11 protein-coding genes are annotated in these 13,183 nt (G+C 33.3%); 2 read left to right on the top strand and 9 right to left on the bottom strand.

The window, feature by feature from the left end; genetic code table 11:
* Positions 1-60: 60 nt before the first annotated feature.
* The 5 genes from NOX80_RS03715 to NOX80_RS03695 form a co-directional block, all read right to left on the bottom strand.
* Positions 61-633, bottom strand: coding sequence for an OmpH family outer membrane protein (locus NOX80_RS03715; RefSeq protein ID WP_256551980.1), 573 nt, complete (start codon positions 631-633; stop codon positions 61-63).
* A gap of 250 nt (positions 634-883) precedes the next feature.
* Positions 884-1,744 (bottom strand): class I SAM-dependent methyltransferase, encoded by an 861-nt coding sequence (locus tag NOX80_RS03710; RefSeq protein ID WP_256551979.1) that lies wholly within the window; start codon positions 1,742-1,744, stop codon positions 884-886.
* 134 nt (positions 1,745-1,878) lie between these two features.
* Complete coding sequence (gene mnmG, locus NOX80_RS03705) at positions 1,879-3,756, bottom strand: tRNA uridine-5-carboxymethylaminomethyl(34) synthesis enzyme MnmG (protein WP_256551978.1); 1,878 nt, start codon at positions 3,754-3,756, stop codon at positions 1,879-1,881.
* Between the two features lie 102 nt (positions 3,757-3,858).
* Positions 3,859-4,278 (bottom strand): rRNA maturation RNase YbeY, encoded by a 420-nt coding sequence (gene ybeY / locus NOX80_RS03700; RefSeq protein ID WP_256551977.1) that lies wholly within the window; start codon positions 4,276-4,278, stop codon positions 3,859-3,861.
* Entirely contained in the window at positions 4,271-7,594 is a 3,324-nt protein-coding gene (locus NOX80_RS03695; RefSeq protein WP_256551976.1) for a DUF4175 family protein, read from the bottom strand. Before NOX80_RS03695 ends, ybeY begins: the two co-directional genes overlap by 8 nt.
* 874 nt (positions 7,595-8,468) lie before the next feature.
* On the opposite strand from NOX80_RS03695, the gene gltX reads away from it, so the two are divergent.
* The gene (gltX, locus tag NOX80_RS03690; RefSeq protein ID WP_256551975.1) at positions 8,469-9,980 is read left to right on the top strand and encodes a glutamate--tRNA ligase; all 1,512 of its coding nucleotides are present in this window, start codon (positions 8,469-8,471) and stop codon (positions 9,978-9,980) included.
* 78 nt (positions 9,981-10,058) lie between these two features.
* Positions 10,059-11,033, top strand: a complete 975-nt coding sequence (locus NOX80_RS03685; RefSeq protein WP_256551974.1) for an SPFH domain-containing protein — start codon at positions 10,059-10,061, stop codon at positions 11,031-11,033.
* A 32-nt stretch (positions 11,034-11,065) separates the two neighbouring features.
* On the opposite strand, the gene NOX80_RS03680 is transcribed toward NOX80_RS03685, so the two are convergent.
* The 4 genes from NOX80_RS03680 to NOX80_RS03665 form a co-directional block, all read right to left on the bottom strand.
* Positions 11,066-11,302: a DUF6327 family protein gene (locus NOX80_RS03680; RefSeq protein ID WP_256551973.1), complete on the bottom strand. Its 237-nt coding sequence runs from the start codon at positions 11,300-11,302 to the stop codon at positions 11,066-11,068.
* Positions 11,303-11,304: 2 nt separating this feature from the next.
* Positions 11,305-11,655, bottom strand: a complete 351-nt coding sequence (locus NOX80_RS03675) for a phage holin family protein (protein WP_256551972.1) — start codon at positions 11,653-11,655, stop codon at positions 11,305-11,307.
* Positions 11,656-11,661: 6 nt separating this feature from the next.
* Positions 11,662-11,991, bottom strand: a complete 330-nt coding sequence (locus NOX80_RS03670) for a YtxH domain-containing protein (RefSeq protein ID WP_256551971.1) — start codon at positions 11,989-11,991, stop codon at positions 11,662-11,664.
* 280 nt (positions 11,992-12,271) lie between these two features.
* Positions 12,272-13,183 carry a sterol desaturase family protein gene (locus NOX80_RS03665; RefSeq protein WP_256551970.1) on the bottom strand — a complete coding sequence of 304 codons (912 nt, stop codon included), beginning with the start codon at positions 13,181-13,183 and terminating at the stop codon, positions 12,272-12,274.

The following is a 13,183-nucleotide window of genomic DNA, read 5'->3' as shown; positions in this document are numbered from 1 at the left end:
AAATACAATTATTTATCTGATTATCAATAAAAAAGCCTTCACTAGGAAGGCTTTTTAAAATTATTTCTTTTCTTCAGCTTTAGGCTCTTCTTTTTTATCAGAACCTTTGTATTTGTCATTTAGTTCTTTGCTGATTTTTTCAGTAATATCTAAACCGTCTTTTGCATAAAGGATAGATGCTGCATCACCTGTACCGTAGATATATTCGTAACTGTTTTTCTTACCGTAATCTTTGATATAATCTTTAATTCTTTTAACTAAAGAATCCATTTCTTTACCGCTTTCCTGTTGTAAAGTTTGCAACATCGCTTGTTGTTTCATTCCCAATTGTTGCTCTCTTTTTTGCAATTCTGCACTTTTTTGTTGTGCCCAAGCCATACCTTTTACCTGAGCATCTCTTTGAAAAGTAGCGGCTTCATTTTGGAATTGTTTCGCTTCACCTTCTAATTCTCTACCCATTTCCTGCGACTTGGTTTTGTATTTCGACTCAATGTCTTTTGCTTCCTGATTTTCTTCAATCAATTTAGCCGTATCTACATATGCTGTTTTAGTTCCTGAACTTGCAGTTGTCGATCCGTTGTTGCAAGAAAACATTGCCAGGGCAAGTCCGATAATTAAAAAGGATTTTTTCATTTTATCAATTGTGATTTTTAATTTTTTGTAAAAATAAGAATTCGTATTAAAGTTCCAAAAGTTGGAGCTATGAAAGTTTCAATTACAAGCTTTATGCCGTTTTTTTATCAAATAAGATTTCTTTATATCATTTTAAAAAATCGATAAGAAAACTTTATAAAAAACGGCTTAAAATAAAGCGATTTAAGCGACTTTTAAATTTTAAGCGATAGATAGCTTATTTTTCCCTCTGATCGTTTATTATTTATTTTTAATTTGATTTTTCTTCATTTTTTAGGATGTAAATATGGGAAGAATACTCAAAATTCTGTTTTGCTTTCCAATTTGATAATAATCCGATCCAAAAACCCTTTATAAAACTCATTTTTCCGTTTTTGTATTTTTCGGATAAAAGTGAAACATAAAAACTATCAAAAAGCATTGGTTTAATTTTTATCAGTCGGATATTTTGTCGGGCGAAAAGTTTTTCAATTGCAACTTTTGAAAAATGCCATAGGTGTCTCGGTACATCATAAGCGGCCCAAAATTCCCCGTAATATTTTGCATCGTACGATTTATAATTCGGAACGGCAATAATGATTGTTCCGTTCTTTTTTAATAATCGTTTTAAAGTTGCGATCTGATTTTCTAAATCCGGTACATGTTCCAGAACATGCCACATTGTAATCACATCAAAAGAATTATTGTCGAGTTGTTCTAAATTATCAGCAAAATCAATTCCTTTTCCGATGGCACTATTTTTTGCTTTTTCACTCGGTTCTATCCCAATTGTATTCCATCCTTGATTTTTTGCTTCTAAAAGAAAATCACCTGTTCCGGCTCCTATATCCAAAAGGGATCCTTTTTCCGATTGAAAAGAGGTAATTAATTTTACTTTATCCCGGATTGCTTTTCTTTTTATGATATGATATACTTTTTCGAATAAAGAACGTTTACCATCCGTATGCGAAATATAATCATCGCTTTCGTAATAAGACGGTAATTTTTCCGGTCCGGGTTGCGGCGTTGTTTTTAATAATTGTAATTCTTCATCCAATAGTAATTCAAAATTTTCTTTTGATACGGAATGGTCTTTTACTTTTATATAAATGGTATTGTTTAAAAAATCCATCGACAGTAAATAAATTATTTTTTAAAAGATTCCTTTATTTATAAGGCTTCGCGCCATAGTTTCACGTGGAACATAAAATAAAAACAGCCAAAGATAATTAATTTACCCTGGCTGTTTTAATTATGTTGAACTATTTATCGTCCCATATGAACTAATAAAACCGAAACATCACTTGGTGAAACACCACTGATACGAGATGCCTGTGAAACAGAAATCGGTTTAATTTTCTTTAATTTTTCTCTAGCTTCAAAAGAAAGCGATTTAATTTTATCGTAATCGAAATTTTCCGGAATTCGAACATCTTCCAAACGATTTAATTTATCCGCGTTATTTTTTTCTTTTTCAATATAGCCGGAATATTTTACCTGAATTTCTGCTTGTTCAATTACTTCCTGATCCAATTCATGTTCCGCTACATATTCCTTAACTTTTTCAAATTTTAAAATATCATTTAAATCCAATTGCGGACGAGAAAATACTTTAAACATTTTATCCGGTTGCGAAATTGGTGCCGACCCTTTAGATTCTAAAATAGGATTTGCTTCCGCTACCTTTACACTTGTTTCTTTAAAAAAGTTAACAAAAGCATCCGATTGACTTTGCTTCTGCTCCATTCTTTTTAAACGTTCGTCTGTAGCTAAACCGACTTGATGTGACATTGGTGTTAAACGGAAATCAGCATTATCCTGACGTAATAAAGTTCTGTATTCCGCACGTGATGTAAACATACGATACGGTTCTTCAGTTCCTTTTGTAATTAAGTCATCAATTAACACTCCGATGTAAGCTTCATTACGTTTTAAAATAAACGGATCTTTATCCTGTGCTTTTAAGTGAGCATTCATTCCGGCAATTAAACCTTGTGAAGCTGCTTCTTCATATCCTGTTGTACCGTTAATTTGTCCGGCAAAAAATAAACCTTCTATTAGTTTTGTTTCTAAAGTATGCTTTAATTGCGTTGGCGGGAAATAATCGTATTCAATAGCATATCCCGGACGGAAAAATTTCACATTCTCAAAACCGACAACAGAACGCAATGCTTTAAACTGTACATCTTCCGGTAGTGATGTTGAAAAACCATTTACATACACTTCTACCGTATTCCATCCTTCCGGTTCAACAAACAACTGGTGGCGTTCTTTATCAGCAAATCGATTGATTTTATCTTCAATCGACGGACAATAGCGCGGGCCTAAACTTTTAATTCGTCCGTTGAACATTGGCGAACGATCAAAACCTTCACGAAGTAAATCGTGAACCAGTTCCGAAGTATACGTCATATGACACGGCTTTTGAACCGTCAACGGTTTTGTTACATCGAGATATGAAAATTTAGATGGATTTTCATCACCCGGTTGAATTTCCATTTTCGAATAATCCAGAGAACGACCGTCAACACGTGGTGGTGTTCCGGTTTTCATTCGACCGGAAGTAAAACCTAATTTTACTAAATCTTCTGTAATACCGAAAGCGGCACTTTCACCCGCTCTTCCTCCACCGAATTGTTTTTCTCCGATATGAATCAAACCATTTAAAAAAGTACCGTTTGTCAACACTACCGTTTTGGCTTTAATTTCAATTCCGAGAGATGTTCGAATTCCTACTATCTTTCCGTTTTCGGTTAAAATTCCCGACACCATTTCCTGATAGAAATCCAGGTTCGGAGTTTGTTCGAGCATCATTCTCCATTCTTCTGCGAAACGCATACGGTCAGATTGCACACGTGGAGACCACATGGCCGGACCTTTTGATTTGTTCAGCATCTTGAATTGGATCGCAGTCTTATCCGAAACAATTCCGGAGTAACCTCCCAATGCATCAATCTCCCGAACGATTTGTCCTTTTGCAATTCCACCCATAGCCGGATTACACGACATTTGAGCAATGTTTTGCAAACTCATTGTAATCAATAGCGTTTTCGATCCCATATTCGCGGCCGAGGCTGCTGCCTCGGAACCTGCATGACCGGCACCTACTACGATTACATCATATTTATCTTGAAATAAACTCATTGTTCCACGTGAAACATTTTACTGTTTCTTTACTTTAAATTATTCTGCAAAATTACGCAGAAGAAAAAAACCTATAGAAATTTTATAAAAGATTTAAGATGCTTAACGTTCCACGTGGAACATTGCTACCTTTTCATCTTCTTTTGAACGCATTAAAAGTTCATCCTTTTCCGATTTATCTTTATATCCACAGTAATGTAAGATACCGTGAATCATCACTCTTTTTAATTCATCATCAAAAGAAACCTTAAAATCTGCTGCATTATCCCGCACCCTTTCTATAGAAACGAATATATCACCGTGTAATTCGTTTCCTACAGTGTAATCGAAGCTAATAATATCTGTAAGCGTATCGTGATCGAGATATTCAACGTTGATTTTATGCAAATATTCATCATCACAAAAGATATAATTGATCTCTCCTTCGTGCTTTCCTTCCGATTCAATTACCGCAGCAATCCAATCTTCAAATTGTTCTTCATTCTCAATAGAGAAATCGGTTTCATAATTAAAACTAATCATTCTTCTTAAAATAGTTTTGAACCTTCTGGTTAAAATTTGGGCGCAAAGGTAAGCTTTGTCTATTTAAAATTTCAACACTATTTAAATATTCTTTTAAAGCAGCAGGTAATTGATTACCAGAACCGTTAAAATCTTTTTTATTTGTTTGGGATTGTCTTTTGTTTTCCTCACCCTGTTGCTGAATCGCATTATCCAGTTTTAATAGTTCGTGCTTAAGATTCAACATCTTTTGTAGCGTTTCATTTTTAAAACCTTTATTCAATAATTGCTTTTCAATATCTTTCATCTGCTGTAACGCATTTTGTCCGTTACCGCCCATGCCTTCTTTTTCTAATGCTTTTTGTAAAGCCTCACGCAAACGCTGTTGTTCTTTGTAAATCTCTAAAACTTTTCCGGCGTCACCTTCTTCATCATTACCCTCACCATCGTTTCCTTCTTTACCGTCTTTATTTCCTTTGCCGTCTTTTCCACCTTTATCCGGTTTACCAGATCCGGGTTTATCGCCTTTCTTCATTCCCTCTTTCATTTTTTCACTTAGGCCTTCCTGTTTTTTAATGATATCCGGTAATTGCATTCCGCTACCACTACTACCCGGTTTTGGTTTTCCTTTTCCTTGTCCGGACATTTGCATCTGCATTTCCATTTGCATCTGATTCATAATATCACTCAGAAAATCGGCCAGTTTGTTAGAAGAAGTAATTGTATATTGCTGATGTGAAACGCCTCTTCCGATATTATTATCCGTAAAATTAGTTAGTGATTTATCAATGTTGTAATGAACATTACCTACTTCACTTGTTATCATTTCAGTGATTTTAGGATTACGCAGCGACATCGCAAAGAGACTGTCATCTACATGTTTGAACTGTAACTTCAAATCCTGTTGTTTTTTTAATAGCTTATTAAAACCTAAACTGCGATCACCTGATGATTTAAAATTTTTCATCAAGCTTTCCTGAGAAAAAGAAAAGGCTAATAAATTATCTAAAATCTGACGCAACATTTTAGCATCTTCTTCCAACTGATCCATTTCACCGGATTCCATTGAAGACTGCATTTTTTGCGCCATCTTTTTCATTTTCTGAGAAGCTGACTTTTGTTTCGGTTTTGCTTTTGACTGATTCTGTTTTTGTAATTCATCAGAAGCATTTTTCATATCTTCTTTTATTCCCTGCTCTTCTTTTTTATCAGAAGGAATATCCATCGGATCTTTTAAATCCTTATTTTGTTTTTCAAGTTCCCGTAAATCTTCCTGTAACTTAGAAAACTCTTCATTGATTTTATCCTGATCTTTTTTATTATTGTCGTTACTATCTGAAAGTTTATCTTGTTTATCACCTAACTTATCCAGTTTGTTAGCCAATTGTTCAGCTTTTTTCTCAACATAAAAACGCTTCGTCAGCTCAACTAATTGTTCTAAATTTTTCGATTGGTCTTTAGTACTTTGCTTTAGCTTATCAACTTTATCAAATAATTCGTCTTCTTTTAATTTGTTTGTCAGCTCTTCTAACTCTTTTAAAAGCTTTTCATTTTTTTCGATTTCTTTTTCATTTTTATCCAATCGGCGCATCAACTCTTCTTTGAAATCATCTTTCTTTTCCGGGTTGAATTGTTCCAGATTCTCCTGCATCTTTTTAGAAAACTCTTTCATCATTTCGTCCTGTTGTTTTTGACGATTGATAAAATCCTGTACTTTTTTCTGATCTTTAAAATCTAAATTTGTTTTTTCTTTTCCGAGCTTTTGCAGTTTATCCAGCTCCGATAATTGCTTATCCTGATTTTTTATTGATTTTTCAAGACTGTTGATATTACTGTTTTGCTCTTGTAAAATCTTATCTTCTTTTTCATCAGCTGTTAATTCACGATGTGAAAACACTGTAGATTTTGAACTTTTAAAATTATGAATGGCATCGTTATCAAAAATCTCAAAGTAGTAATCATAGTCAACACCCGGTTCAATATTCAATCCGTTAGGGAATGTATAAACAAACTGATCAAATGTTTCACGCTTAACCGGAATAGCACCTTTTGAAATTTGGGTTGGCTTGGCTTTAGGATAATACACAACATACAATTTGGTAAGTCCATAATCATCTGATACCTGACCAATAACCATATTTTTTTTCAACTTTAAAGTATCCGGAGCCGATTGTACAGAAATTGTAGGAAACTGATCTTTAACCGTAGTGATCTGATATTGTAATTTTTCGTGATCCGTTACTTTTTCATTTGAAGTAAGTATTTGGTATTCTGTATTTTGAAGTATTTTTTTTGATAAATTGAAAAGGTTTTCATTTTTAGTAAACATATTACTTCCTAAAGCATCTTTCCATTCTACTTTACTGGTAGCCAAAGCATTTACTTTCCAGGTGATAGTTGTTCCTTCAGGTACAATTGCATTACCACTACCTTGTATTAATTCTGATTTTTTACCCAAATAAGCAGGATAATTCAGAATCATCTCAAAATTGGCAATAGTAGGAACAGCAACCACATTTAACTGATACGTATTTGAAACTACTTCATTAGCAACCAATTTGAATTCTGTATTCTTATTTAATTTTTGAAATTGGTATTTGAAAACACCAGGTTTAACCGTTTCCAGATAATACGTTTCATTCCCTACTGAAATCATCGCATTTTCAGGTATAACACTTCCATTGGTCTTTACCTGTAATAAAAAATCCTGACCTTGTTCCGCTTTTAAATCCTTATTCAAAATCTGAAAAGAAAAGGGAGCCGGAGGTGTAAATTCTTTTTTGTAATGTACTACCCGATCCAAGCTTTCCGTAATCAGATTGGAATTTCCGGAAACCATAAAAAATATTAAACACAACAATGGAATAATAGCATACGGAAGATACTTGACATTCTTCTTAAAATTAATTGCATTTCCAAACGGAACCGGGTTTAACGAAGTTGCCTTTTGTTCAATTGAAGCCAGTAATAATTCCGATTTATCCGATTGACTATAGAGCTGTAAAAAATTAGTCAGTTTATCGTTTACCTCAGTAAAGTGATTACCGATAATAAGAGAAGCCTGACTATAGTCGATGCCTTTCTGTAATTTAAAAAGTTTAAACAACGGAAACAAGATAAAGCGAAGTAAAAAGAAAACTTCTACAAGTATGAACAACCAAAACAATACCGTTCTACCTTTCGGAGACAACCATAAGAAATGTTCCACGAGCAACGTGACAATAAAATACAGTAATCCGAAACCGATAAAAAGAATTATCCCTTTCAGTAATTCATTTGTGTAAAACTTCTTTATAAAGTTTTCAAGCTTTAGAAATATCAGTTCTCTTGTTTCCAAATTCTCAAAATTTATTTATAACCGATAAAATTACAATTTTAATCGAAACGTTATTAACTATTTTTCAGAAGGACAAACGGAATTAAATAATCGAAACAAAGACAATTGAAAGAAAGAGAAAAGAAGAAAGCGAACGAAGTTGTTAACAAACATTAAAATAATAAAAAAGAATTCTTTTAAAATTTTAAAAAAAATGATTGTTATTATAGCTTGTTAATTGTTAGAATAACTTTTCTGATTTTAGTATTGTTTTCCAGTTATACAATTTTATACCGGTTTATTAACAGTGTTGTTTGTCGATAAACCATTTAAAATGAATACTTTTTAAAACGTTATTAACAATAGTGGATAAACTGGTTTTAATAATTTTTATTAATAAGTTTACTTGTTAATTTCTGTTAATAACTATCAACTAACTTTTGATAAGTAAAAAACAAATTTTAAAAAATAGATTTGGTTTTCTCATTTCGGTTTTGGATTAGTAAATTTTCGGATACAACCAAAAATCTTTTATAATTTTCTATTTAAAGTTATAAACAATGTATGTTAATTTTTAATTAACTGAAAATCAACGTAATGTAAAATTGTATTAACATTGCTTACTTTTAATGTTAAAATGATAAAAAGTTTACTGATTAACAGTCTTTTACGTTGATGAATTATCATTTTTTATTTTTAATAAACGGTATTAAATATAATAGCTATTCCGGAATGTTATCAATTTGATAATACAAAGGTATTTTTATCGGTAATGATTATAAAAAATACTTTTAAAATAGGATAAACAATAAATGAACCTATTTATAAACAGTATGCCGTAAAATAATTCGATAGGAAGTAGCATAATTGTATCTTTGCGTAAAATTTTTAAAAAATGTCAAAGCCAGTTCGTGTGCGATTTGCACCCAGTCCTACAGGACCTTTACATATAGGTGGTGTTAGAACCGCTTTATTTAATTATTTATTTGCTAAGAAGAACGGCGGTACATTTTACCTGCGTATTGAAGATACCGATCAAAACCGTTTTGTACCCGGCGCAGAAGCTTATATTATGGAAGCTTTAGAGTGGTTGGGTATAGCACCGGATGAAACCATCGGTAAAAATGAAAAATTCGGTCCGTACCGTCAAAGTGAACGTAAACCTTTATATAAGGAATATGCTGATTTGTTACTCAATAACGGTTGGGCGTATTATGCTTTTGATACCGCAGAAAGTCTGGATGCTTTAAGAAAATCGGCTGAAGAACAAGGTAAAACATTCATTTACAATCATACGGTTAGACAACAGCTGGATAATTCACTTACCCATTCTGCTGAAAAAGTAGCAGAGCGTATTAATAACGGAGAAGAATATGTTATCCGTTTTAAAACACCGGTAGATGAAACATTACATTTAAATGATATGATTCGTGGCGATATCAAGTTTGAAACGAATTTATTAGATGATAAGGTATTGTTTAAAAGTGATGGTATGCCAACTTACCACCTGGCGAATATTGTAGATGACCATTTAATGGAAACATCACATGTGATCCGTGGAGAAGAATGGTTACCTTCCCTACCCTTACATGAATTATTATACAAAGCATTTGGTTGGGAAGCACCGAAATTCGCCCATTTACCTTTGATTTTAAAACCGGTTGGAAACGGAAAATTATCAAAACGTGATGGTGATAAATTAGGATTTCCGGTATTCCCTTTGGATTGGATCGATCCGGTTACACAGGAAAAATCGTCCGGTTACAGAGAAAAAGGATTCTTCCCGGAAGCGGTTGTTAATTTCCTGGCTTTATTAGGATGGAATGACGGAACCGATCAGGAGTTATTCACATTAGATGAATTAGTAGCAAAATTTGATTTAAACCGTGTTCATAAAGCAGGAGCAAAATTTGATCCGGAAAAGAACAAATGGTTTAACCATCATTATCTTGTAAAACAATCTGATGCGTCATTAGCTGAAAAATTCGATATAATTTTAAAAGAAAAAGAAATTAACAAAGAGCGTCCGTATGTTGAAAAAGTGGTGAGTCTTGTAAAAGAGCGTGCTACTTTTGTAACGGATCTATATGAATTATCGGATTACTTTTTTACAGCTCCGGTTACTTATGATGAAAAGGCATCCAAAAACTGGAAAGAAGATACCGGTTCGATAATGCAGGAGTTAATTTCCGTATTAGAAAATATAGGCGATTTTACATCAGCAAACATAGAAACGATTGTAAAGGACTGGATGACGAAAAATGAGATTGGAATGGGTAAAGTGATGCAACCGTTCCGTTTAAGTCTTGTAGGAGCCTTAAAAGGCCCGCATTTGTTCGATATAGTCGAAATGATCGGAAAAGAAGAAACGATTAACCGATTGCAGAAAGCGATTAGTACATTATAAAGACGAAGCCTCCTTTTTAGGAGGTTTTTTTATAGAATTTCGTATCTTAACCGAATAAACCATTAAAAATTACATTTTATGTTTAGTTACGTTATTATTTTTATTATCGTATTTCTATTTTTAGCCTCCTTTTTTACGGTTAAACAGCAAAGTTCTGCGATTGTGGAACGTTTTGGGAAGTTCAACAGCATTCGTCATTCCGGTTTACAGTTAAAAATTCCGGTTATCGATCGTATTGCAGGAAAAGTAAATTTGAGAATTCAGCAATTGGATGTAATTATTGAAACGAAAACAAAAGATAACGTATTCGTTAAAATGAAAGTTTCGGTTCAGTTTAAAGTAATTCAGGAAAAAGTATATGATGCCTTTTATAAATTGGAATATCCACATGATCAGATTACATCGTATGTATTTGACGTAGTTCGTGCCGAGGTTCCGAAATTAAAACTGGATGATGTTTTTGAAAGAAAAGATGATATCGCAATCGCTGTTAAACGTGAATTAAATGAGGCGATGACGACTTACGGATATGATATAATCAATACATTAATTACAGATATTGATCCGGATATTCAGGTTAAAAATGCAATGAACCGTATTAATGCGGCCGATCGTGAAAAAACGGCAGCCGAATATGAAGCAGAAGCGAGCCGAATCCGTATTGTAGCGAAAGCAAAAGCAGAAGCAGAAAGTAAACGTTTACAAGGTCAGGGTATTGCCGATCAGCGTCGCGAAATTGCACGCGGATTAGTAGAAAGTGTGGATGTATTAAACAAAGTAGGAATCAATTCACAGGAAGCTTCTGCTTTGATTGTTGTAACACAACATTATGATACGCTACAGGCAATCGGTTCCGATACAAACTCTAACTTGATTTTATTACCGAATTCACCACAAGCCGGAAGTGATATGTTAAATAACATGGTAGCTTCGTTTACCGCTTCAAATCAGGTAGGTGAAGCGATGAAAAAAGCACAGGGTAAAAAGAAATCACATGATGATTTCCAACGACCGGATCATTTTGATACAACAGCTTTACCGGAAACGGAATAATAATAAAAAAAGCGGCTATTAAGCCGCTTTTTTTATTTGAATAACCGATTAAAAATAAAACCGATCAGTAAATTTTGTAAGGTTCCCGATTTCGTAAAAAATGAACCTATGGAACGTACTACGCCTGAAGTAAGAACTCCCGGTGTAAGATCATCACGGGTTTTTTCGACCGCATATATCAGACGTCTGTAATCCAATTCTTTTTGGACTTTCAGAATTTCCAGTTCACGGTTGATTTCATCGTATGATGCATATTTCTTTTTTTCCATAATTAGTCATTAAAAAAGAATTCGGAGAATTTTTCCAGAATCGGGCCTTCCACTATTTTATCTTTGATATAGTAAACTACTATACAGAGAATCAAATAAATAAGACCCACAATTAAAAAACCGAGGGCATAACTACCCATCATATTTCCTAAAGCAAAAGCACCGGCAATAGATAAGAAAAGTACCATCAACATCAGAAAAATACTTAAAAGAAAAATTTTAAGTATCATCGTTGTTGACTTCATTGCGACTTTAAAAAACCAGAGTTTATAATAAGCCACGTTGCTATCGAACAATGCTTTTGCATTATCCTGAATCTGCTCGGTATTTTCTTTTAATTTTTCAAAAGCCATAGCCTGTTATTTGGTTGCTTTAGCGTGCTGTTTTTTAAGATCTTCTAATTTTTTTTCCAGAGTAGCAATAATATCTTCTGTCTTATTATCGACATTGGAAACTAAATGATCAAATTCACTTTCCAAATCCATTTTTGCTCTGCTGAATTTATTTTTGAGGTTATGGGTTGCCTCATTAAACTTGTCGCGTAAGTGGTCTTTTTCTTTATCGAAACCATCTTTAATTTTTCTTCTGGTTTTTGATCCTTTATCCGGAGCAAATAGAATTCCGACACCAGCACCGATAGCTGCTCCCGCTAAAAGTGCCAATAATGTGTTACCTGTGTTATTAGACATAATCTCACTTTTTAAAAATTAATAATTATAAACTTACGAAATTAATATTCATAAATACGTTAATAAGTAGTTAATAAAAACTTGTTTTTTAATAAAACGAAATCTAAAGCGATTTATAATCTGTTTTTTTATAAGATGTAAAATCTATTTACCTTAAAAAAATAATCAATTGTAAGTCTTTATATAAAGTCATTTTTAATAGATTTTATAAATATAAAATTAAATTTTAATCGAATATTTATATAATAAAAAAAGACTTCTAAAAAGAAGTCCTTTATAATTATTTTCTATTTGCTTTTTCTTCGGCCCGAAGTTTAGCAGACGTTTTAAAATCGCCGGTATGTGACCATCCCGGCGGATAAAAAATATATTTTAATCGGTCGCTAAATTTTATTCCGGGTTGGGAAGCATCGCGCCAAATATCTTTCCATTCATGAAATACAATATTAAGCGGTCCTTTATCTTCTATTTCAGAAGTCAATCCGAAACGTACTTCTTCATAATTAGGATCTTCTTTTTCAAAAGTTCCGAAAATACGATCCCAGATAATCAATCCCATTCCCATATTTCGATCCAGGTAACGAGCGTTTGAAGCATGGTGCACACGATGATGAGAAGGTGTTACCAAAATCCATTCTAAAATACCCATACTTTTAACGGTTTTGGTATGTACCCAGGTTCCGTATATCTGAATAATAGCGTAAGCCGCCATAATATGCCACGGATTAAAACCTAAAAATGCTATCGGTGAAAAGAACAAATAGCGGTATAAAGGTTGTAATACCGGCGAACGGAATCCGGTTGTAATATTGAAATAGCCTGAGTTATGGTGTGTTACGTGAACGGCCCAAAACATTCTGGAGTGATGATCGACATAGTGATGTACATAATAAGCGAAATCCTGTAAAAGGAAAACCCCTACCCAATACCATACACTGCTGTATTCCAGGTCGAAAATCCGGTGTTCATAGAAGTAGAACATTACACCAATAGCAAAAGCTTTCATTATAATATCCAAACCATAGTTCAGACAAGCCATATAAATATTGGTAAGCGTATCTTTAGTATTATAGAAATGTTTCTTATGCGAATAGCTATAAAACATTTCAAATAATATGATTATGATATGCAACGGAGCCGAGTATAAATATACATTGGCAACGGCCTGCTCTCCAAAAAAATGATCTAACAT

Source organism: Flavobacterium cerinum, from assembly GCF_024496085.1.
GTDB lineage: Bacteria > Bacteroidota > Bacteroidia > Flavobacteriales > Flavobacteriaceae > Flavobacterium > Flavobacterium cerinum_A.
The sequence above is the reverse complement of the archived record's forward strand: the minus strand, read 5'-3'. Positions and strand labels throughout refer to the sequence as shown.

Coding starts and splice junctions, on each gene's coding strand:
- NOX80_RS03680 (WP_256551973.1), bottom strand. CDS start 11,302: ATGGAAAAAAAGAAATATGCATCATACGATGAAATCAACCGTGAACTG.
- NOX80_RS03685 (WP_256551974.1), top strand. CDS start 10,059: ATGTTTAGTTACGTTATTATTTTTATTATCGTATTTCTATTTTTAGCC.
- NOX80_RS03675 (WP_256551972.1), bottom strand. CDS start 11,655: ATGGCTTTTGAAAAATTAAAAGAAAATACCGAGCAGATTCAGGATAAT.
- NOX80_RS03710 (WP_256551979.1), bottom strand. CDS start 1,744: ATGGATTTTTTAAACAATACCATTTATATAAAAGTAAAAGACCATTCC.
- ybeY (WP_256551977.1), bottom strand. CDS start 4,278: ATGATTAGTTTTAATTATGAAACCGATTTCTCTATTGAGAATGAAGAA.
- NOX80_RS03665 (WP_256551970.1), bottom strand. CDS start 13,183: ATGTTAGATCATTTTTTTGGAGAGCAGGCCGTTGCCAATGTATATTTA.
- NOX80_RS03670 (WP_256551971.1), bottom strand. CDS start 11,991: ATGTCTAATAACACAGGTAACACATTATTGGCACTTTTAGCGGGAGCA.
- gltX (WP_256551975.1), top strand. CDS start 8,469: ATGTCAAAGCCAGTTCGTGTGCGATTTGCACCCAGTCCTACAGGACCT.
- mnmG (WP_256551978.1), bottom strand. CDS start 3,756: ATGAGTTTATTTCAAGATAAATATGATGTAATCGTAGTAGGTGCCGGT.
- NOX80_RS03715 (WP_256551980.1), bottom strand. CDS start 633: ATGAAAAAATCCTTTTTAATTATCGGACTTGCCCTGGCAATGTTTTCT.